This is a genomic window from Enterobacter sp. Ap-1006 (assembly GCF_011752835.1).
Lineage (GTDB): Bacteria > Pseudomonadota > Gammaproteobacteria > Enterobacterales > Enterobacteriaceae > Cedecea.
Genome location: NZ_VWWU01000003.1, coordinates 981,773 through 1,002,010, shown reverse-complemented (window position 1 = coordinate 1,002,010; position 20,238 = coordinate 981,773). Strand labels below are relative to the sequence as shown.

Sequence of the window (20,238 nt, the reverse complement as noted above, 5' to 3'; positions counted from 1 at the left end):
TGGCGGCCGTAGCGCGGTGGTCCCACCTGACCCCATGCCGAACTCAGAAGTGAAACGCCGTAGCGCCGATGGTAGTGTGGGGTCTCCCCATGCGAGAGTAGGGAACTGCCAGGCATCAAATTAAGCAGTAAACCGGGGCAACAAACCGGTGGTTGTAGAAAAATTCGGTGGAGCGGTAGTTCAGTCGGTTAGAATACCTGCCTGTCACGCAGGGGGTCGCGGGTTCGAGTCCCGTCCGTTCCGCCACTTATTTAAGCCCTGAGTCTTAGACTCAGGGCTTTTTTGTTTTTAAATTTCATCACACACGGCGGCATTGTTGCTGATTTAGCAAAAATCTTCTGCATTTATCTGCCTTTTTCATCAAAGTTCTCCCCTGCATACTCTGCCTCATACAAACGCACACCCTATAATGAGGTTAATAATGGCAATTCCTGCATTCGGTCTGGGCACTTTCCGCCTGAAAGACGACGTCGTCATCGCATCGGTTAAAACTGCGCTGGAACTGGGCTATCGCGCAGTAGACACTGCTCAAATCTATGATAATGAAGCGGCTGTTGGTCAGGCCCTGGAAGAAAGCGGTATTCCGCGTGATGAACTGTTTATCACCACCAAAATCTGGATCGAAAATCTTAGCAAAGATAAGCTGATCCCTAGCCTGAAAGAGAGTCTGGCGAAACTGCGGACTGGCTATGTCGATCTGACCCTGATCCACTGGCCATCGCCAAACGATGCTGTACCGGTTGCTGAATTTATGCAGGCGCTGTTGTTGGCGAAAGAAGCTGGTCTGACTCGGCAGATTGGGATTTCGAACTTTACAGTTGAGCTGATGCAGCAGGCCATTGACGCCATTGGCGCTGAAAACATTGCGACTAACCAGATCGAACTGTCGCCATACCTGCAAAACCGTACCGTTGTTGAGTGGGCAAAACGGCATAACATCCACATCACGTCTTACATGACGCTGGCGTATGGCAAGGCACTGGCAGACGAAACGATTGGCCGCATTGCACAGAAGCATCAGGCGACCCCTGCTCAGGTGATTCTGGCGTGGGCGATGGCTCTGGGTTACGCAGTCATTCCTTCATCTACCAAACGTGTGAATCTCGAAAGCAACCTGCAGGCGCTGAACCTGAAGCTGGATGCAGAAGACATGGCGGCTATTGCTGCTCTGGAATGCAATGACCGCCTGGTGAGCCCGGAAGGTCTGGCACCAAAGTGGGATAACTAATACTGATTACGGCCCTGCATGGGGCCGTTTTACTGCGTCACTCAGAAAATCAATAAATGCACGAATACGTGTACTGACCGCCCGGTCGCTATAGTACACCGCACTGAAAGGCATATTGACCGGCAAAAGTTTATCGGCCAGCACCTCAACGAACTCTCCGCTCTCAATCTCTTTATCAATCATAAAATCCGACAGGCAGGCAATGCCGTTTCCCGTCAGGCAGAGCTGCTTAAGTGTCTCGCCACTATTCGAAGATAACCCAGGCGTGATCTCAAAAAGCTGCCCATCTGCTTGTGAAACAGGCCAGCGGTTAAGAGATGACGGTTCGGTAAAGCCCAGGCAGACATGATTCACCAGATCGGCGACAGACTCTGGCGTACCGTGTACTGCCAGATACTCAGGCGAAGCAATAATCTTGCGATAACTGCTAAAGAGCGGCCGGGCGCGCAAGCTTGAGTCGGTTAAATTACCCACGCGAATAGCCACATCGACTTTGCGTTCGATGAGGTTAATGAAGGTTTCTGAAGAGACTAGCGAGAGCGTCATTTCCGGGTAGCGTTCGCGGAACGGTTTTATCAGCGGCATCAGTAAATGCAACATTACCGGTGTTGCGGCATCAATGCGCAATAATCCCCGCGGCGTTTGCTTACTTTCCATCACTTCATTTTCGGCTGCGGCCATCGCCTGCAGAATCTGCTGCACGTTACGGAAGTAGCGTTCACCTTCCTCCGTCAGGCTCAACTGTCGAGTTGTGCGGTTGAGCAGGCTTACTCCCAGCTTCATCTCCAGCTTTTTAACCGTTCTGCTTACCGCAGAGTTAGCCTGTCCCAGCTGTTCTGCTGCGCGGCTAAAACTCCCGCTTTCTACTACGGCAACGAAAATCGCAAGTTCTTCCGATGTAGCCTTCATTGTTGCTCCACAAGCAAAATTCTATTGAGATTTTACATATTTTTGTTATTTAAGCATCCCGCCATACTGCGTGTCATCAAAAGACACCTGTTATGGAGTAAATTATGCCTCTGGCGCTTCTGGCACTGACAATCAGTGCTTTCGCAATCGGTACTACCGAATTTGTGATTGTCGGACTTGTGCCGACCATCGCTGAACAACTCGCGATCTCCGTGCCGTCGGCAGGATTGCTGGTTTCTATCTATGCCCTGGGCGTAGCCATTGGCGCGCCTGTCCTGACCGCTTTAACGGGTAAATTGCCGCGTAAACAGCTGCTGATCGGGCTTATGGCTCTCTTTACAGTGGGTAACGTTATTGCCTGGCTGTCGCCTAATTACGAGACCCTGGTTGTGGCACGTCTACTAACTGGCCTGGCGCACGGCGTGTTTTTCTCTATTGGCTCGACGATTGCGACAAGCCTTGTGCCTAAAGAGAAAGCAGCTTCGGCCATTGCCATTATGTTTGGTGGCCTGACGGTAGCGCTGGTGACCGGCGTGCCATTAGGCACTTTCATCGGGCAGCATTTCGGCTGGCGTGAAACCTTCCTCGCGGTATCGGCTATTGGCGTGATCGCGTTAATCAGCAGCATGATCCTTATCCCGAAAGATATTCCTAACCGTGCGATGGCGGGAATAAAAGAGCAATTACAGGTACTAACGCATCCGCGTCTGGTGCTGATCTATCTGGTTACCGCTCTGGGCTATGGTGGCGTGTTCACCGCCTTCACCTTCCTTGCTCCAATGATGCAGGATCTGGCCGGCTTCTCACCTTCTGCGGTTAGCTGGATCCTGCTCGGTTATGGCGTATCGGTGGCTATAGGTAATATCTGGGGTGGGAAACTGGCGGATCGTCACGGTGCGGTGCCGGCTCTGAAGTTTATCTTTGCTGCTCTGGCTGCGTTACTTCTGGTCTTCCAGTTCACAGCGCATTCACATGTCGCTGCTTTACTGACGATTCTGGTGATGGGCGTGTTTGCTTTCGGTAATGTACCGGGATTACAGGTTTATGTTGTCCAAAAAGCTGAGCAATACACGCCCAACGCGGTAGATGTTGCCTCTGGGCTCAACATCGCGGCCTTTAACGTAGGGATTGCCCTGGGCTCCATTATTGGCGGTCAGACTGTACAGAACTTCGGCCTGGCGCAAACGCCCTGGATTGGCGCCGTGATCGTTGTTCTGGCGCTGCTGTTAATAGGCTTAAGTGGCCGACTCGATAAGCAATCACGGGTTGCTATCGGTTAAGTTTTATCTTTCCGGAGCGTGATTGTTTACGTTCCGGAAAGGCAATGGTTTGTAATGGTCGTTGAAAGTCTGCGCTAAAGTCCCTATAACTGAAAGATAGCCTGCGAGCTGCAGGCAAGTTGAGTTACTGAGGTCGTTAGCCAAACGTGCACAAGAATACCTATGCCATGCGATATGTAGCCGGACAGCCAGCAGAGCGCATTCTGCCTCCTGGCTCGTTCGCGACTATCGGCCAGGCATTACCCCCCGGTGAACCTTTACCCGGTCAGGACACAATTCGCGTTCTGGTGTGGAATATCTTTAAGCAGCAGCGAGCCGACTGGCTTTCGGTGCTGCAAACCTTCGGCAAAGACGCACATCTGATGTTGCTCCAGGAAGCGCAGACGACGCCTGAGCTGGTCAGGTTTGCGACCACCAACTATCTGGCTGCCGATCAGGTTCCTGCCTTTGTTTTACCCCAGCATCCTTCTGGCGTGATGACACTGTCTGCTGCTCATCCGGTTTATTGCTGCCCGCTGCGTGAACGCGAGCCGATCCTGCGCTTGTCTAAATCAGCGTTGGTCACGGTTTATCCGCTGCCAGACGGACGAATGTTGATGGTGATTAATATCCACGCCGTCAATTTTAGCCTCGGTGTCGATGTCTACAGCAAGCAGTTGGGGCCTATTGGAGACCAGATAGGGCATCACAACGGGCCGGTGATCATGGCCGGCGATTTCAATGCCTGGAGCCGTCCGCGTAAGAATGCGCTCTTCCGCTTTGCCCGCGAGATGACGCTCCGTGAAGTCCGCTTTACCGACGATCACCGCCGCCGGGCGTTTGGTCGCCCTCTTGATTTTGTGTTCTATCGTGGCCTGAACGTCACCGAAGCTTCGGTGCTGGTGACTCGTGCATCAGACCATAATCCGCTACTAGTTGAATTCCGTCCCGGCAAGCCTGAGCTGAAATAAGGTTCGTCAGGTCTGCCGTTGGGCAGACCTGTGCGCTGCCCTTTTTCTCACTTAACCGCAAGGACATAACGATGACAACGCAATCCCATCACGACAAAGTTGGCCAGCAGTTTGGATCTCAGGCCAGCGCCTATTTGACCAGTACGGTTCATGCTTCCGGGCGCGATCTGGAGCGGCTTAGCGCAAGGCTGAATGACTTCCCTCATGCCACGCTCCTGGACATGGGATGCGGGGCAGGACACGCCAGCTTTATTGCCGCGGCTAAAGTGAAATCGGTGGTGGCTTATGATCTGTCCGAGCAGATGCTGGCGGTCGTTGCTGATGCGGCAACAACGCGCGGAATAGCGAATATCGCGACGCGTCAGGGATACGCGGAATCATTGCCGTTTGACGACGGTACTTTTGACGTGGTGATCAGTCGCTACTCAGCGCATCACTGGCACGATGTTGGTCAGGCGCTGCGCGAAGTAAAGCGCGTGCTTAAGCCCGGTGGTATTGCCATCTTTATGGATGTGACCTCGCCAGGCCATCCGGTCAAGGATATCTGGCTGCAAACGGTCGAAGCGCTGCGAGATACCTCGCATGTGCGTAATTATTCCAGCGGAGAGTGGCTTAGCCTGTTCAATGATGCGGGCCTGGTCACGCACAGCGTGCTGTGTGACAGGTTGAATCTGGAATTTACCAGCTGGATCGCCAGAATGCGCACGCCGATAGTGTTATCGGACGCAATCCGCGCCTATCAAAAAAGCGCCTCGGACGAGGTGAAACAATACTTTGAATTGCAGCGGGACGGTTCGTTCACCAGCGACATCATCATGCTGGAAGCGCGAAAGGCGTGACGTAAAAAAAGAAAAGGCACCATAAGGTGCCTTTTTTGTTCTGGCTATCAGGTATCCGGAGAGTTGTTGCCGCTGACAAAAAGCGTCAAACGGTCACCCGGTCTCAGGTCATCGGTACCGCTGTTCCAGCGCATCACATCTTTGATGTTCACGCCGTGACGTTTAGCAATACTCGACAACGAGTCGCCTTTGCGCACCTGATAAGTGATGCTGCTGTTATCGGCCAGCTGCGTGGCGCCACCTTTCACACTGAGCGTCTGCCCAACTTTGAGGTGCGAACCGCGCAGGTTATTCCAGCTCTGCAAATCCTTAGTATTCACACCGAGGCGTGAAGCAATGCTGGACAGAGTATCCCCTGAACGCACTTTATAGGATTTGTTGCCGCCCGCGTTGAGGCGGTTATCCGCCACCAGCGTTGGCTGTAAAGCATCGATTTCCCCAGAAGCCAGAGAGGCTTTCAGTTGCTCGGCATGCTTTTTCGGCACCATCACATAGCGCTGATTTTTCCCAACGGTGGTGCTTTTCACGCCGGCGTTGAAGGTCTTCAGGTTGGTGAGCGACATGCCTGCCATTTCGGCGACCTGCGTTAACTCAACCGGACTGCTTACTTCAACACGCGCCAGCGCGCGGCTTTCATCCGTTGTTGGCAGACGTACGCCGTACTTCTGACTGTTTTTGAGTATGTCACTCAACGCCAGCATTTTCGGTACGTAGATCTTTGTTTCACGTGGCAAAGCCAGCGACCAGAAATCGGTAGGTTTACCCCGCGATTTGTTCGCTTTAATAGCATTCAGCACGCGGCCTTCACCGCTGTTGTACGCCGCCACGGTCAACAACCAGTCGCCGTCAAACATCTTGTTCAAACGCTGCATCATATCCAGTGCGGCAGTGGTGGAAGCCACTACATCACGGCGTGCATCGTACGCTTTGGTCTGCTTCAGACCGTAATTGCGCCCCGTACTTGGGATAATCTGCCAAATGCCTGCGGCATTTGCACCAGACGTCGCGTGGGGGTCAAAAGCGCTCTCCACTATGGGTAGTAGTACTAGTTCCATTGGCATGTTGCGTTTCTTAACTTGCCCGGCAATCCAGTACATATACGGCTCTGCCCGTAATGTTACATCGTGGAGATAGCTCTTATTACTCAGGTACTTCTGTTTCTGTTCGCGGATACGGATGTTTTCCGGTATCCCCATCTTTAGCTCGTTGCCGATGAAGTTCCACAGGTTTTGATCTTGCGCGAGGAAGGTTCCATCATCCATCCATCGCGCGGAGGTCGCTCGACCCGTGTACTTTCCTGCTTCACCTTGACCAGCTGCAGACAGACTCTGTGCGTGCTGTTGAATGTTGGCATCATGCTTTGACGCCTGGCACCCGACAAGCAAGACAGAGGCGAGTAGTATCGCTTTTGCCTTCATGTGTGTGTCAATGGTTGCTTAAAAGACGAGCGATGATACCGTCGCCTTTTCGACAACACAACCAGAATATTCAGAAGCTGTCCTTCTTTGTCCTTAACCAGGCGAATATCTCATGGGGTTGTTGCAAGTTTGTTTCTTTTTTTATTTCTTCTTTTAAAACAGTGTCTTCAGTGCGTAAAAAAATATTTATTTCACGTTCGGTTTGCAGGGAAGACGGCAAAGTTGAATAGTTTTTTGCACGTAACTCCTTAACTTTTCGATAGTATCCCGTTAAATGCTCATCATGGGGCAGAATACTTAAGGCAAACTTTATATTCGATTCCGTATACTCATGTGCGCAACAAATCAGTGTATCGGCGGGGAGTTCATTAAGCTTTTGAAATGAATTAAACATCTGATCTGCAGTGCCTTCAAAAAGCCTTCCGCAGCCGCCTGAAAACATTGTGTCGCCGCAAAATAGATAAGGAAAACTAAAAAAGGAGATATGTCCTAAAGTGTGACCAGGTGTTGCTATCACGCGAAATTCACGTCCAAGCAGACTAAACTTATCCCCTTCGCCAACGATCTGAGTGACGCCTTTCTGCCGGGTTTCCTCCGGGCCGTAGACCTTAATCTTCGGAAACTTGTCCTTTAATTGCTGAACGCCACCCACATGATCGGCATGATGATGGGTCAGCAGAATGGCCTCTGGCTGCCAGCCGTTTTCCTCTATTGCCCTCAAGACCGGTGCGGCGTCGCCAGGGTCAACGATCGCACATTTTCCCTGCTCGTTATTAAGCACCCAGATGTAGTTATCCTGGAAGGCACGAATACTGTTAAGATTCATAGTTCAACCTCTCTATGGCCATTAAGAAGGTAGTGATGAAACCGGCAAGGATACCTGAGATTATCACTTCCCCCCATCATTGGGAGCAGCTGCGGTGGGGAGAACACTATCGGGATGCGCTCGAAGAGCAGCTCCGCCCGTGGCTGGCGAAAATGTTCGGCTTTCACTTATTGAAAATCGGCAACCTGAGTGCGGAAGTGAACACCGAAGCTTGTGCGATTTCGCATCAGGTTAATGTGGCCCTGCAGGGTGAACACCTACAGGTTAATGCCGATCCTCTGCACTTGCCTTTTGCGGCGAAGTCGGTGGATGCTTGCCTGTTGGCCCACACCTTGCCCTGGTGCCCGGATCCCCACCGCCTGCTGCGGGAAGTGGATCGTGTCCTGATCGACGATGGCTGGATCGTGCTCAGCAGTTTTAATCCCATTAGCTTGCTGGGGCTGGGGAAAATGGTCCCGTTCCTGCGTAAGCGTGTGCCTTATAATAGCCGAATGTTTACCCCAATGAGGCAACAAGACTGGCTGTCATTACTGAATTTTGAGGTGATGTACCGGCGCAGTTTTCAGGTCCTGCCCTGGCATAAGCAAGGGGGGCGTTTGCTGAGTACTCATCTGCCGGCGCTGGGCTGTATGCACGTTATCGTGGCGCGTAAACGTACGCTGCCGCTGACGCTGAACCCAATGAAAAGCCGCAAAGCGAAAAATCAGATTCGCTCGGCGGTAGGGGCCACGCGGCAGTACCGCGAAGCCGTTGCTAAGGTGCCGCCGCGTCCGGCTGATAACCCACATCCTCATGAGTAGGGCGGGAGGCAGCGTTGCGCGCCAGTTCGTCGCAGCGCTCGTTTTCCGGGTGGCCGGCATGCCCTTTGACCCATTCCCACTTAATCTCGTGGTGGCTGAGGGCGGCATCCAGTCGCTTCCATAAATCGACGTTTTTCACCGGCTTTTTATCTGCCGTCTTCCAGCCGCGTTTTTTCCAGTTGTGGATCCACTGGGTAATGCCCTGGCGGACGTACTGGCTGTCGGTGCTGAGTACCACATCGCAGGGTTCGATCAGCGCCTCAAGCGCGACGATAGCGGCCATCATCTCCATGCGGTTATTGGTGGTGAGACGAAACCCTTCGCTGAAGATTTTCTCGTGCTGCTTGTACCGCAAAATTGCCCCGAAGCCGCCCGGTCCTGGATTCCCCAGGCAGGAGCCATCGGTGAAAACTTCTACCTGTTTACGCATCTCTGGTAGACTTCCTGTGATGAAAACGTCAAGTCTGACACAAACGAGCGCGATGAGCACAGCTATATGATTTCTACCCCCACCAGACAAATAGTCCTCGATACCGAAACCACCGGTATGAACCAGATCGGTGCTCATTACGAAGGGCATCGCATTATCGAGATCGGTGCGGTTGAAGTGATCAACCGCCGCCTGACGGGCAACAACTTCCACGTCTACCTCAAGCCCGACCGGCTGGTGGATCCGGAAGCCTTTGGCGTTCACGGTATTGCGGACGAGTTCCTGGCGGATAAGCCGACCTTCGATCAGGTTGCAGACTCGTTCCTCGACTATATTCGCGGCGCCGAGCTGGTCATTCATAACGCCTCGTTTGATATCGGCTTTATGGACTACGAGTTCAGCAAGCTGCGGCGCGACCTTCCTAAAACGGATACCTTCTGTAAGGTAACCGACAGCCTGGCAATGGCCCGTAAGATGTTCCCGGGCAAGCGGAACAGCCTCGATGCGCTCTGCTCTCGCTATGAAATAGACAACAGCAAACGTACGCTGCACGGCGCATTGCTCGATGCCCAAATCCTGGCCGACGTTTATCTGATGATGACCGGCGGGCAAACGTCACTCAAATTTTCTATGGAAGGTGATGTGCAACAGCAGCAGGGCAGCGGCGGTATTCAGCGCGTGGTGCGTCGTGCATCAGGCATGCGGGTTATCCACGCCAGTGACGAAGAGCTGGTGGCCCATGAATCGCGTCTTGATTTGGTGCAGAAGAAAGGCGGCAGCTGCCTCTGGCGCAGCTAAAAATAGCCAAAATGAGTTAAAAATCACCACTCAGGTGATTTTTGCGGCAAACGGTTAATTTTATGATAAAAAGCGTTGACGGTTATCGGGGCAATCCGTAATATCCGCTTCGTTCCCGACGGGGAACAAAACGCGGAGCGGTAGTTCAGTCGGTTAGAATACCTGCCTGTCACGCAGGGGGTCGCGGGTTCGAGTCCCGTCCGTTCCGCCACAATTCAGAAGGCCTGAGTCAGCAATGACTCAGGCCTTCGTTGTTTTATTCTTTTTAAAATTATTTGATGCACATTGCCTTTCATTAACGCCGCCCGAAAATGTTAATTCTCCGGCCCGGCTGCGCATTGATTTCCTACCCGGATGTATTTGTCAAAAGCGACAATAAACTTACTGTGTTGCCCCTTCATTTCCTCGCCACGATAGCGCTCTCCCGGCAGAAGCTGAAAGATTTTTGCGGTATCGTCATTTTCTTCACAGGTTTTATGCAGAATCACCCGAAAATAGGTATTCCCAGTATTGGTTAAAACCCCCATATTGGGATTGTAGTCATAGGAAAAATTCATTTTGCGCGGGCGAACAACCAAAACTGTGTCCAGCGCGACCACGGGGGACACCAGCGGTGACTTCGAGGGCGCAGGAATGGGCGTTGCGTTGGTCGGTGTTTCCTTGATGATAATACGGTAGTAACGTTCACGGTCGTCCTCCGGCCCCTTGTAAAAAATCTTGAAGAATTCCCATGCGCCGGGTTCCAGAACTTTTTTTAGCGGCGTGTAGAGTATTTCCCCATTTTGCAAAGGTTGCTGACGTTCATCGATCCCCGGCCGGTCAATACGGAAGGCGGCGATAGTATATAAATTGGTACTGTCAGTATTGTTTAAAAACTGTCTTGAAAACTGTGACTTATCCGATTCAAGGGTAAACACTCCCGAAGAGAGATAAATCGCTTTTGCCGATGGCGACAGCAGCAACGCCAGCAGAAGTAAAATGTTTTTCATTCTTTTCCTTACTGAATATCTGGGCCACTCCAGGTAGCGCTCACTCGAACCTCGCCGGTTGCGCTCACCACTCCCATCCAATCCTGTCCATCCATTGAGTACTGTGAGTTCGCCTCATTCATTGGGAAGATGAGCGACAGGTTGGTGCGATAAAAACGACCGTCATTTTGATAAGGCGATGGCCAGGCTGCCTGCTCCCAGCGAGCGGCGTTTAAGCTAATAGGCTGGTTGTCGCAGCTGGCCCGCGAACTGACCTCTTGGCCTCTGTTGTTTCGGTAAGAGAGATAGGCAGAAAACGGGACGCCTATTTTACCGTCTGAGGAAGAGAACAGACAGTATGGCTGACCGTTTCTGCGCACGACCGGGCCGAAAACCTGGGCTGTGATGGCGTCTGCCTGACGTGGGCCGCTGGTGGTAACAACGTATTCGAAAAGCAACGGCGGCTCTTTATCGCCCACTTTGCCTTCTCGTTTCTGGTTCTGCGTAAGATCCTTCGAAACGATACTAATCCCATAGTCGCGCGGGCGAAGTATAATCGTATTCGAAGGCGAAAATTCATAATAGCCTGACTGAGGCACGGCGGTGTTGGTAAACAGGAAAGTGAAGAATTCCTGACTGTTCCTCAGATCCACATTACGGGCGATCAGCTCTTTCAGGAACTGCTGGGAAAAGAATACATATATCCCGCCGTTATTAGATGTTATCAGGTCAGAGGCTCGGGTGGTTGAGGAGTAATTTACCCAGCCGCTGGAGCCATTAGGGCTAAGCCGAATCGTGCTGCTGCCCGGAGTGAAGCCCATTTTCGCCGTATTCACCTTCATGCTCATGCGCATAGGCGACAGCACGCTGCCCTTCATTTTATACTTCACCATCTGGCAGATGGCGCCATTTTGCGAACCAACATAGCCCACGCGACAGAACTCGGAACCTAATCCAATGATTGGGTTACCCGCGCTGTCGATGAAAATTTCCTGTAAGGCGTTGGTTGACTCCAGGCTCATATGCCCAACTTTCGACATGGTAAATTCATGATTACCGACCCTGCCGCCCACTGTGGCGCAGGTCTGCCCGGCAGCGGGGTTGTAATTGTTATTGGTGTAGCAGTAATAATATCGGTACTTCTCGACGCTGCCGACGCCTAGATTACGAAAATACTCATAGGCCGAGTCTGAGAATATCCCGCGTGGCGTCCCCGCTTCTCCGGAGGTGGTTGTCATTGAAATATGATAAACCCCCTGTTTTCCTATATACCCCGGCAGATAGCCATCTGAAGGGCAGTCTCGGGCATTGCGCATGCAGCGGTTGCCGATAAAAGGCCTGCTAATCGGCGAATCTTCAAGCCAGATATCGGCGTAGCTGTTCCTGGCCAGCGACCCGCTGGAGCCCATATACCCCAGACTGAGCTGATCGTTAGCCGCATATCGGGTAAAGACATTCGCACCGCTAAAGCGAGGATCCGTTTTGCCGGGGGTGATGAAATACTCGCCATCCACCTGGTTCTCGATAAAGAAATACTGGTTATTTACGTTGGCCGCATGGGTAAAAGTTGTGGCCAATAAAAGCCCAAAGCCCAGACCAATAAGAGAACGTTTTTTCATCTCTGATTTTTTCCTTATCGTTGTGCCAGGATAGTTTGTGTCTCGCACACCCTGTCACCGACCCACATTACGCCTCGCGCTTTGCGCAAGTCTAAATCGACCTCACACACGCTATTATCGGCAGTCGTTAAAGAAACAACGGGGTACCGTTTATCCACATCCATCGAAAAATCACCATTTTCATCGGTGGTGGTTTTACCAATATGGTTACGGATTTGTGCGTTCGCGATCGCTTTCCCATTCTCTGTGGTCATCCTGCCAAAGACGGTAACCAACTGTTTAATTTCTGGCGTATGAACCGCAACATTCCCTGGATACAGCGTCACGCTACTTGTGCGTCCTTTCACAATATCAAAGCTGTCTGCTGAATTTTTATCGTTCAAGAGTTCAACCTTATAGCTGGCATAAGAGGGGAGGGGGATGAAGTTATTCTTCCCGCTCAGCTTGTAGCTTCGGCCATTCACCTGGGCAGACAGCATGGCATCATCCTCAATATCCGTTTTAATCATCAGGCCAGATTTTTCCTGCAGGCCGCTGGCCGCAATTTTATTATCGCTGTAGGCCACAGACCCTCTTGCCGTCAGGTTGCCGTTAAGGCGTTTATCATCAGGACGTGAAAGGGACACGGTGCCCGCACTGTATTTCGTATCAAACGTTGAATAGCCCGAGGCTGAATAATGACTATCGCCTTTGTTCTTTTCTTTCACCTGCTTCGAAATACTGAAGCCAGCAGAAGTGATTGCCGAGTCATCAAAGCTCTTAGTGGCCGCCAGGTTAGCCTGCATGTTACCGTTGTTAGACGACACACCCGCGCTCAGCCACGTTGCAAGCGGCAAAGAGAAATCCAGTGAAATATAGCGCTGGTTCATGCTATTTGACTGGTAGTCATACTGATAACGCTGCACACCGGCTCGTAAGCCTATTGAACCATGGCGACCGGATACCAGGGATGTTGAATACTCAAAGTTATTTGAGGTGCTTCGATCTCTCTTATCCACCGTGCGGCTGAGCGTGATCTGCCCCCCGCGATCGAACATGCGATCCAGGCTAAAGCTGCCCCCCCAGGAATAGCTGTCTGATTCGTACACCGGCAATCCTTCCCCAATATGACTTTTCTCTCTGTTCGCCCACAGCGATCCATATCCTTCCGGCAGCATGAGGCTGGCGCTAAAAATATTACGATGGCGGCCTCCCTGGGAAATGAGACCCTGCCAGCCCAGCGTACCGTAAGGACTGATGCTGGCGTTAATAGAGGTCTCATTGACCAGATTCTGGTCAAAGGCATAACTGCTGGTCTGTACCGTCAGGCCCAGCAAAGAAGGCGCATCGGAAAATCTGGCCAGATCCGGAAATGAGACCGCGGCGGATATTCCGGCCAGATAAGTTTGCTTGTCCTCATCTACAGCAGAGTTTCTGCGATTTTTATAATCCATATACCCGCCATACACCTGCCAGCCTGGTGCATTAGCTTCGCTGCTATCGTTGCGGAAGGGTTTGTTTATCGTCTGACGCATTTTGCCGTTCACCTTGCCATCAATGACAGTTTCGATATCAACATCATAGATACCATAAGGCAGCGGGCTGGTATCAACTTCAAAACTGCCCATGGGGAAGTTTTGAATATTAAGCAGGCGCCCCTGGCGATATATATGGACTTCACCGGCGCTGGGTAAAAACACGGTAATTGGCGTCAGGGAATAGCTGGTATTATTCGTTCTGGTTGCGGTTTTGTTCCCATAAGTCAAACCGTATAGCTTACTGCTGTTGATCGCAGAAAGACTGCCGATGGACTGCAGGTTCCAGGTGTCCACCAGTCCGAAAGCGAGCCGGTGGCCATCCCGATCCTTTTCATACATGGCGCGGTAGAGTTGGGCGTTTTGCTGTGAGTCACCGATCCCATACAGTGCGCCGTTCACGTTGAAATGATGCTCAGCGATAGCGAACGTATTGTCTACGTTAAGATAGCTGTTGGTATCGTTTCGGCCCTGCCTGACCTGGGTGCGATAGAGCCCGAGATCATAGTTCAAAACCGAGCTGGAATTCTGCACTGATGACGCCGCGAGCACATCCTGTCGAGGGATTACCGCTGCGCTTAGGCTCCTCTGGCTGACGCTCAGGGTGAGAATAAAAGAGCGAATATTCAGTTTTAGGTCTGCCTCTGACGAAAGGACAATGTCGCTGTTTTGATCAAAGAAGCGATCTTTTAGTTCGTTGATTAACGCCTCGGTTTCAGCGGACAGCGTTGCCCCACCGCTGTTTTCAGCCAGCGTAATTTCTTTGATCATCAGGCGGTCTTTATCCAGAACCACCAGAGCGTCTGCCACTTTTTGTTTGTCTTCCTCTTTGCCACCTTTATAGCTTAAAAAAACAGGGATGCTCATACCCTCAATCAGCGCCTGACCAAAAATTCCTGGAATAATATAATTACCCAGGCGAACGTCCTGCAAGCTTTGTGCAACTATGGTCGAAGAGAAAATAGTGCAAAATATCAGCGTCAAAATTTTAGTGATGAAAAAATATTGTCTGAACATCCTTACCCCAATAAAAACTTTTGCTTTTACTCTGAGTAAAGACTCAGGTAATTAATGAGTGTTTTTATTTGACATTAATAAAGTCTTTATGATGCCAAATGCCCACGCTTGACTTTGGGTTATGGGTGTCAACAAATTTAAGTTTTACGCCCATAGAAGGCATTACGTAATAACGTTCACGGCATCCCTGGGAAGCTTCTTCTTTTGTTTGCGGTGTTTTACAGGGCCCCATGGCAACGACGCGGAAGGTGCTGTTACCTTTGTTGTAAACCACGCCGTTGCGGTATTCATGAGCGAATTTCTCCTTTCTGGGAGCGACAACCAAAATCGTACTGATGGTGGCAGAAGTTGTTGCTGAAGCTGATTTTTTTGACTTTGTTGAGCCATCTTCTGCAACCGGGTTGTCCTGCCAGACCATGTGATAGTAACGTTCTTTGTCATCTTTAGGGCCGGTGTAAAAAATTCTGAAAACATCTTTGCCATTCCCCGGAAGAATTAAATTAGCGGGGGTCGCCATGATCTCCTTTTTATTTTCCATGGCAATAACTTCTCCCCCTTCCAGTGGGGAAGATATGCGCTCTATTTTTAGACTCACAAATCTGGCATCGTTAACGTTATTAATAACCTCTTTAGGTATGACATCTTTTTCAGGAGGCATTATTGATGTAATGGCTCCTACATTAATCGCGTTAGCAGAAGAACAATAAAGTGCGATGGGGATTAAAACAGACATTAATAATTTATTCATGTTATCTCCTTAAACCCCAGGAAAATCCTGGGGTAAGTATTGATGGTCTCGTTGCGGGCCCACCGAGATTAGCTGGTGAATTCGCCATCCCATGCGGCGGTAAATTCGATATTTACGTTGCCATCCCAGTAGCCATCGGCCAGATCTTTAACCGCGGTATCAGTGCCTGCTTTGGTCGCTTTAGCGATGTTAAAAGCAAATACCCCTTGCGCGCTGGTACGGCCAGAGTTTGCATAGGCGCTGGATTGAGCGAGCGCGGCTAAACCGGCGCTAACACCTTTGGACGTATCGACCAGTACGGTAGGTGTAGAGGCCGAAAGGTCGGCGCCATTCCACTGTACGCCAACGGTTAGTGCAGACTGGTCGCTGCTGCGAGTCAGCGTGTTGGAGATAATTTTTGACGTCAGTTTGAAGTCACTTGCACCAGACTGACCGGCGATGGTGATATCAAAAGCTCCGTCCTGGCTGTTAAAACGATCCAGTCCTTCGGCATAGTTAAAAGTCAGCGATTTGATCGGCGTGACAACCAGCATACTGTGGGTGTCTTTGATCGCTTTTGCATCCCAGGAAGCGCTCGCCGTGGCGGTACGGGTGGCGGCATTTGCCATGCTGGCAGAACCCAATACGGCGATGGCAATAACGCTGATAGCTAATTTATTCATGCTAATGTTCCTTATATATTTAAAATGCGCACAATACGATTTTGTAAAGTACGGGGTGGTGGCGCATGCATACGCCACGCGGAAAAAATAGAGTGGTGAACTTAGCTCTGACTGCTAATGACTCTGGTTCTAAAAGTGTATTGTCTGGATTATTATCATTGATTTGAAAATCATCTAAAGGAAGTTCTCATCAATGATGCTGAGACATATCTTTAAATCAGTTTCTTTTCTTTGGCATAATCCATGAGCTCAAATATTGAGCTAATGTTTAATTTCTGAAATATATTGTATTTGTGAGCGCTGATGGTCTTATTACTCAAGGCCAGCTGCTCTCCAATCTTTTTGTTTGACAATCCTTTAAGCAATAGTCTTGTCACCATTACTTCTCTATTGGATAAAGGCGTATCTCTCTGTATCGATTGTGCATCTCTCTTTCCTGACGTTTGCGTAAGCGCGGCGGTAAGGTTAGAAGAGAAAAAAAGATATCCGGAAAGAAGTGCATTCACGGCATTCAATATTTCTTTTTCTTCTTTATCTTTACTTATAAAGCCACTGGCACCTTCCTGAAGGGCTCTCATAGCGTAAAACTCTTCTGGTTTTGAAGATAAAAAAAGAACCTTTGTTTCTTTTTGTGTTTTCTTTATTTTTTTAAGTAAACTAAGCCCATCTGTACCCGGGAGATCAATGTCTGTAATAACGAGATCAACAGGTTTTTCTCTCAGATAACCAATCGTGAGCCTGCTTTCATCTGTTTTTAAAACGACATCAATGTCATCTATTTCTCTAAGTAACATCTCCAGTGACATTCTGATAATAGGGTACGAGTCCATAATAATCACAGATGCTGTAGTCATGTTATTCACTAACCTTATCTATATAATGGTAGACCTCTGTAATATCGGGTGAACTCTATCTGTTTATTGATTTCTGATGCTGCTGTTTCTGGGGAGTAGAATACGTCGAGGAGTGAAGATTGACTAATGAAGTAATATTCTCTTTTCTCATGAGAATTGATGAGAACTCATTTTGTCATTTTTGTGATTTAAAATCAGTAAGTTATGTTGTTATCTTGAGGTTTTGTTTTTGTATCAAAAATGTATCCATGAGATGATGTGGGATATTTTGATATAAAGCATTGATCCAGTATCTGGTAAATATTCATATAATTGATCTGGATCAATTGTTGCGGTTGTTGCTATTTTTCACAAAGGCTGAGTGGAACCGGAGTTGTGAAAATTAGCCAGGTGTTTAGGCCGACTCTGTTAAAAACAAGTGAGATTTCGGCCCCAGGTTTGATAAAGAACTCGGAAATCCACTGTTTCGTTTCCTCATTGGATACATTATTTTGAGACAAAACATTAACTGACATCGATTTGGCAATCATGAAATCGTATCTATAGTGATAATCAAACAAAACTTTCCTGCTGATATGGGCCCTGGAACCATCTTTCCTGTAGAGCGTACCCACCAGCGTGACCATCCCTTTCCCTTTACTCATCTTTTGTCCGGTGGTCAGAGAGAGTTTTCCACCTTCTTTTACCAGTGTGATACTGTTTGTGCAGCTGATCGATTGTTCCTGATAGAAAAAATAGAGGAATACCGGTGTGGCGATGAGCAGAAAACAGACAGATATAATAAGTAATTTTTTCATGGCTTTTCTGTGTAATAAGTAGAAATGCAGTTTGGATGTGAAAAGAATGTTATTGGTCTTGCGCACTGAATGACGGAAATAACACTCCCCTCCTGATATGAAGTGACGTATAAGTGTTTTCGCGTGCTACACTTTATATTCAATTTTAAGGTGATGTCTTCAATCATATCGTCATCTGAAGCTTCATTGCTACGAAAGTCGCAGCCATTATATTGGAGCCGTTTGGGGTAATCTGTTGGGACTGACAATAGCAGTGAATAGAGCGCAGCAAGACAGCAGGAAAACACAAAGAACCCAATAATCAAAAAATGATTTTTCCCAGACAACGTTTTCATTTTCACATTATCTAAAATAGATAATGTGTTTTTTATCTGTGGACCAACGTTGTCTTTCTGCTGTTCATTTCGTTCAGACGTATTATCACTGGCACTCTCTATACGCAGCTGTAAATTTTCATTTTGCACATCTTCCGCTGCCTTTTTGTCCGTAGGGTCTGGCCCCAGGCTCTGGCTGGAAACGAGGATTTTTTGAGGGAGCATAAAGCCCCGCCGTGGGACCGTGCGAATAAACGCTTCCTCGCCGCCACAGACTGAGAATGCTTTGCGCAGCGTAGAGATGCTTTGGTAGAGCGCGTTGGACCCAACCTCCATCCCAAATCGCCGCCAGGCAAAATCATGCAAGGACTCATGGTCAACGACGTCCCCCTGGCGCTCGATCAGCAACTCCAGGCAGTGTACCGACGAAGAGTGAAGCTTCACTTCTTTATTTTGCCCTCGAAGCGTTCTGTCGCCGGGTCTAAATTCTATATTATTCTCGATAAGGAAAACTATCATGCTATATCCCTTTGAACGACCTTTATATTGTTTGTTTAATTTGGATACAAAAAAATATTTTTAGTAGGATTTTAATTTCCTTCTTTATAAGGAGATATGCTTATTTAAAATGTGGTTATGGAAAGATATTCATTATCTAAACAGATGCTTAATTATTTAGATAATAAATGAAGCTTAGATACTTTAATAACCTATTTTATTTGTGGTTGTTTGTTTTTCCAGTTAAGAATAAATCTCAACAACGATTTATGTGAATGAATTTATACGTAAATATCCGAACTCGTGACCATTGGGCTCACGAATCAAGAGGTTTTATCCTACTATATTTGTTCTCCGCAATATGGTCTCTGCGTCTTTTTGGGCATCTTGTAGTAGGAGAATAGGCCGGTATTTTTCTCAAGGGAGGCTCATTTTCACATGAAAGGCTGCCATGCAGCGCCTGGCTTATTGTTCAATACTTATTGAATCGATCGAATTTTAACATTACGGCACCTTTGATCAGGTGTCTCATGCTGTGTCTGTTGGGGAAAATGGTAATGCTGAGTTTAAGCGTTTGCCCTGAGAAGGGGACAGATGCCTCGGTTCAAAAAGCCTGAGTCATTGCTGGCTCAGGCTCTGCTGGTTTCTCAGCGGCTACAGAGATGTGGCTTATTTTAGAACAGGGGCTTCCCCCGGAGAGGATTTACTGCCTGCTGGCCAACGCCACGCCGATCAAAATAGTCGCAATCCCGATGATATGGAAAAGATGCAGCGTTTCGCCGAGAAACACCAGTGACAGCACCACGCCGAAGACTGGGATCAGGTGAATGCTAAGCCCGGCCCGTGCGGCACCTACGGCTTCCACGCAGCGCCCGTACAGCAGGTAGGAAACAAAAGAGGGAAATGCGCCGAGGAACACGACCGCTGAAATCGTCATGGTATTCCAGTGTGGCACAGCGCCGGTGCTCATTTCATGCAGCCACAGCGGCAGAGTCACCACCAGCGCGATAGCCACCTGAACACCCAGCAGCCCGATGCGGCTAATATCGGAAGGAATTTTTCGGATCCACAGCGTATACAGCGCAAAACAGGCCATGGCCGCCAGCAGCATCAGGTCACCCGATGAAAACGCCATTTGCAGCAGCCCGTGGATATCGCCCTTAAAGATAATAAACAGCACACCGCAGCAGGAAATTGCCAGGCCCACCACTTGTTTAACGCTGAGCTTATGCCCAAAAAACAGCGCGCCAAACAGCATAATCAGCACCGGTATACAGGAGTTAAGCAACAGCGCGTTGGTGCTCGAAGTGTGGTGCAGGCCGATATACACCAGCAGGCTAAAGCAGACGATCCCCGTCACCGAGACGGCGACAATCCAGCCCAGATACTCCCGGTAGCGACGAAAGTCTCTTTTTATATAAGGCAGCGCAAACGGCAGGATCACAATGAGTGCCACCAGCCAGCGCATAAAGGTGAGCCCTACCGGGGGAATATCGTTGCGAACGGCTTTGCCGACGATGTAATTACACGCCCAAAGCAGCGGCGGAATGGTGAACAGGAGCAAAACATACCAGGCGGACGGCTTATGGGGGGCAGCCTCAGTGGCCGACTTCTTACTGCTGAGCAAGGGACTCTCCTTTGACACGGGATTTTGCTGGAAAGGGCGAAGAGAGAATATATCACTCGCGCCGAGTCAGCCGTCGTCTCAGAGAGAAAAAGAGTATGTCTGGAAATGAAAAAGCCTGAACTCCTTCGGGCCCAGGCCTCAA

The 20,238-nt window shown here is 49.5% G+C and carries 19 protein-coding genes, 2 tRNA genes and 1 rRNA gene; 9 read left to right on the top strand and 13 right to left on the bottom strand.

Annotation, left to right across the window (positions count from 1 at the left end):
* From rrf to dkgB, 3 genes are all read left to right on the top strand, one after another.
* Positions 1-114 (top strand): 5S ribosomal RNA (rrf, locus tag F3J28_RS12890); the annotation flags it as partial.
* Between the two features lie 55 nt (positions 115-169).
* A tRNA-Asp gene (locus F3J28_RS12885) sits at positions 170-246 on the top strand.
* Positions 247-421: 175 nt separating this feature from the next.
* Positions 422-1,228, top strand: coding sequence for a 2,5-didehydrogluconate reductase DkgB (gene dkgB, locus F3J28_RS12880; RefSeq protein WP_166876481.1), 807 nt, complete (start codon positions 422-424; stop codon positions 1,226-1,228).
* A gap of 6 nt (positions 1,229-1,234) precedes the next feature.
* Here the strand turns inward: dkgB and yafC are convergent, their stop codons facing one another.
* Positions 1,235-2,137 (bottom strand): DNA-binding transcriptional regulator YafC, encoded by a 903-nt coding sequence (yafC, locus tag F3J28_RS12875; RefSeq protein WP_166876478.1) that lies wholly within the window; start codon positions 2,135-2,137, stop codon positions 1,235-1,237.
* 104 nt (positions 2,138-2,241) lie between these two features.
* Here yafC and F3J28_RS12870 point away from each other — a divergent pair, with 104 nt between their 5' ends.
* The 3 genes from F3J28_RS12870 to F3J28_RS12860 all read left to right on the top strand — a co-directional run bounded on the left by F3J28_RS12870 (position 2,242) and on the right by F3J28_RS12860 (position 5,206).
* Positions 2,242-3,417, top strand: coding sequence for an MFS transporter (locus F3J28_RS12870; protein ID WP_166876476.1), 1,176 nt, complete (start codon positions 2,242-2,244; stop codon positions 3,415-3,417).
* Positions 3,418-3,563: 146 nt separating this feature from the next.
* On the top strand, positions 3,564-4,367 hold the full coding sequence (locus tag F3J28_RS12865) for an endonuclease/exonuclease/phosphatase family protein (RefSeq protein WP_166876473.1): 804 nt from the start codon (positions 3,564-3,566) through the stop codon (positions 4,365-4,367).
* A 71-nt stretch (positions 4,368-4,438) separates the two neighbouring features.
* A complete protein-coding gene (locus F3J28_RS12860; protein WP_166876470.1) occupies positions 4,439-5,206 on the top strand; it encodes a class I SAM-dependent methyltransferase in 768 nt (255 codons plus the stop codon).
* A 47-nt stretch (positions 5,207-5,253) separates the two neighbouring features.
* Here the strand turns inward: F3J28_RS12860 and mltD are convergent, their stop codons facing one another.
* Positions 5,254-6,624, bottom strand: a complete 1,371-nt coding sequence (gene mltD / locus F3J28_RS12855) for a murein transglycosylase D (RefSeq protein ID WP_166876467.1) — start codon at positions 6,622-6,624, stop codon at positions 5,254-5,256.
* 70 nt (positions 6,625-6,694) lie between these two features.
* Positions 6,695-7,450: a hydroxyacylglutathione hydrolase gene (gene gloB / locus F3J28_RS12850; protein ID WP_166876464.1), complete on the bottom strand. Its 756-nt coding sequence runs from the start codon at positions 7,448-7,450 to the stop codon at positions 6,695-6,697.
* A gap of 35 nt (positions 7,451-7,485) precedes the next feature.
* Between gloB and F3J28_RS12845 the strand changes: the two genes are divergently transcribed.
* The gene (locus tag F3J28_RS12845; protein WP_166876461.1) at positions 7,486-8,250 is read left to right on the top strand and encodes a class I SAM-dependent methyltransferase; all 765 of its coding nucleotides are present in this window, start codon (positions 7,486-7,488) and stop codon (positions 8,248-8,250) included.
* On the opposite strand, the gene rnhA is transcribed toward F3J28_RS12845, so the two are convergent.
* The gene (gene rnhA / locus F3J28_RS12840) at positions 8,204-8,680 is read right to left on the bottom strand and encodes a ribonuclease HI (protein ID WP_061278896.1); all 477 of its coding nucleotides are present in this window, start codon (positions 8,678-8,680) and stop codon (positions 8,204-8,206) included. The two genes, F3J28_RS12845 and rnhA, sit on opposite strands and share 47 nt — an antisense overlap.
* A gap of 66 nt (positions 8,681-8,746) precedes the next feature.
* Here rnhA and dnaQ point away from each other — a divergent pair, with 66 nt between their 5' ends.
* Together dnaQ and F3J28_RS12830 are read left to right on the top strand one after the other, a co-directional pair.
* Positions 8,747-9,478, top strand: a complete 732-nt coding sequence (gene dnaQ, locus F3J28_RS12835) for a DNA polymerase III subunit epsilon (protein ID WP_166876458.1) — start codon at positions 8,747-8,749, stop codon at positions 9,476-9,478.
* A gap of 134 nt (positions 9,479-9,612) precedes the next feature.
* Positions 9,613-9,689 (top strand) — tRNA-Asp (locus tag F3J28_RS12830).
* Between the two features lie 103 nt (positions 9,690-9,792).
* Here F3J28_RS12830 and F3J28_RS12825 read toward each other — a convergent pair.
* The 9 genes from F3J28_RS12825 to F3J28_RS12785 form a co-directional block, all read right to left on the bottom strand.
* Complete coding sequence (locus F3J28_RS12825) at positions 9,793-10,467, bottom strand: fimbrial protein (RefSeq protein ID WP_166876455.1); 675 nt, start codon at positions 10,465-10,467, stop codon at positions 9,793-9,795.
* 8 nt (positions 10,468-10,475) lie between these two features.
* Positions 10,476-12,065 carry a fimbrial adhesin EcpD family protein gene (locus tag F3J28_RS12820; RefSeq protein ID WP_166876452.1) on the bottom strand — a complete coding sequence of 530 codons (1,590 nt, stop codon included), beginning with the start codon at positions 12,063-12,065 and terminating at the stop codon, positions 10,476-10,478.
* A gap of 14 nt (positions 12,066-12,079) precedes the next feature.
* Positions 12,080-14,596: a CS1-pili formation C-terminal domain-containing protein gene (locus F3J28_RS12815; protein ID WP_166876449.1), complete on the bottom strand. Its 2,517-nt coding sequence runs from the start codon at positions 14,594-14,596 to the stop codon at positions 12,080-12,082.
* Between the two features lie 64 nt (positions 14,597-14,660).
* Positions 14,661-15,344 (bottom strand): EcpB family pilus assembly chaperone, encoded by a 684-nt coding sequence (locus F3J28_RS12810; RefSeq protein ID WP_166876446.1) that lies wholly within the window; start codon positions 15,342-15,344, stop codon positions 14,661-14,663.
* A 68-nt stretch (positions 15,345-15,412) separates the two neighbouring features.
* Positions 15,413-16,006, bottom strand: coding sequence for a common pilus major fimbrillin subunit EcpA (ecpA, locus tag F3J28_RS12805; RefSeq protein WP_166876444.1), 594 nt, complete (start codon positions 16,004-16,006; stop codon positions 15,413-15,415).
* Between the two features lie 212 nt (positions 16,007-16,218).
* Positions 16,219-16,860: a fimbria biosynthesis transcriptional regulator FimZ gene (fimZ, locus tag F3J28_RS12800; RefSeq protein ID WP_166876441.1), complete on the bottom strand. Its 642-nt coding sequence runs from the start codon at positions 16,858-16,860 to the stop codon at positions 16,219-16,221.
* A gap of 341 nt (positions 16,861-17,201) precedes the next feature.
* Positions 17,202-17,657 carry a YqeJ family protein gene (locus F3J28_RS12795; RefSeq protein WP_166876438.1) on the bottom strand — a complete coding sequence of 152 codons (456 nt, stop codon included), beginning with the start codon at positions 17,655-17,657 and terminating at the stop codon, positions 17,202-17,204.
* Positions 17,654-18,490: a winged helix-turn-helix domain-containing protein gene (locus tag F3J28_RS12790; protein ID WP_166876436.1), complete on the bottom strand. Its 837-nt coding sequence runs from the start codon at positions 18,488-18,490 to the stop codon at positions 17,654-17,656. Before F3J28_RS12790 ends, F3J28_RS12795 begins: the two co-directional genes overlap by 4 nt.
* Before the next feature lie 682 nt (positions 18,491-19,172).
* Positions 19,173-20,096, bottom strand: a complete 924-nt coding sequence (locus F3J28_RS12785) for a DMT family transporter (protein WP_166876433.1) — start codon at positions 20,094-20,096, stop codon at positions 19,173-19,175.
* Positions 20,097-20,238 lie beyond the last annotated feature (142 nt).

Excerpts from the sequence above, each read along its gene's own strand:
- dkgB (WP_166876481.1), top strand. The coding sequence starts at position 422 with ATGGCAATTCCTGCATTCGGTCTGGGCACTTTCCGCCTGAAAGACGAC.
- yafC (WP_166876478.1), bottom strand. The coding sequence starts at position 2,137 with ATGAAGGCTACATCGGAAGAACTTGCGATTTTCGTTGCCGTAGTAGAA.
- F3J28_RS12870 (WP_166876476.1), top strand. The coding sequence starts at position 2,242 with ATGCCTCTGGCGCTTCTGGCACTGACAATCAGTGCTTTCGCAATCGGT.
- F3J28_RS12860 (WP_166876470.1), top strand. The coding sequence starts at position 4,439 with ATGACAACGCAATCCCATCACGACAAAGTTGGCCAGCAGTTTGGATCT.
- mltD (WP_166876467.1), bottom strand. The coding sequence starts at position 6,624 with ATGAAGGCAAAAGCGATACTACTCGCCTCTGTCTTGCTTGTCGGGTGC.
- gloB (WP_166876464.1), bottom strand. The coding sequence starts at position 7,450 with ATGAATCTTAACAGTATTCGTGCCTTCCAGGATAACTACATCTGGGTG.
- F3J28_RS12845 (WP_166876461.1), top strand. The coding sequence starts at position 7,486 with ATGAAACCGGCAAGGATACCTGAGATTATCACTTCCCCCCATCATTGG.
- rnhA (WP_061278896.1), bottom strand. The coding sequence starts at position 8,680 with ATGCGTAAACAGGTAGAAGTTTTCACCGATGGCTCCTGCCTGGGGAAT.
- dnaQ (WP_166876458.1), top strand. The coding sequence starts at position 8,747 with ATGATTTCTACCCCCACCAGACAAATAGTCCTCGATACCGAAACCACC.
- F3J28_RS12825 (WP_166876455.1), bottom strand. The coding sequence starts at position 10,467 with ATGAAAAACATTTTACTTCTGCTGGCGTTGCTGCTGTCGCCATCGGCA.
- F3J28_RS12820 (WP_166876452.1), bottom strand. The coding sequence starts at position 12,065 with ATGAAAAAACGTTCTCTTATTGGTCTGGGCTTTGGGCTTTTATTGGCC.
- F3J28_RS12815 (WP_166876449.1), bottom strand. The coding sequence starts at position 14,596 with ATGTTCAGACAATATTTTTTCATCACTAAAATTTTGACGCTGATATTT.
- F3J28_RS12810 (WP_166876446.1), bottom strand. The coding sequence starts at position 15,344 with ATGAATAAATTATTAATGTCTGTTTTAATCCCCATCGCACTTTATTGT.
- ecpA (WP_166876444.1), bottom strand. The coding sequence starts at position 16,006 with ATGAATAAATTAGCTATCAGCGTTATTGCCATCGCCGTATTGGGTTCT.
- fimZ (WP_166876441.1), bottom strand. The coding sequence starts at position 16,860 with ATGACTACAGCATCTGTGATTATTATGGACTCGTACCCTATTATCAGA.
- F3J28_RS12795 (WP_166876438.1), bottom strand. The coding sequence starts at position 17,657 with ATGAAAAAATTACTTATTATATCTGTCTGTTTTCTGCTCATCGCCACA.
- F3J28_RS12790 (WP_166876436.1), bottom strand. The coding sequence starts at position 18,490 with ATGATAGTTTTCCTTATCGAGAATAATATAGAATTTAGACCCGGCGAC.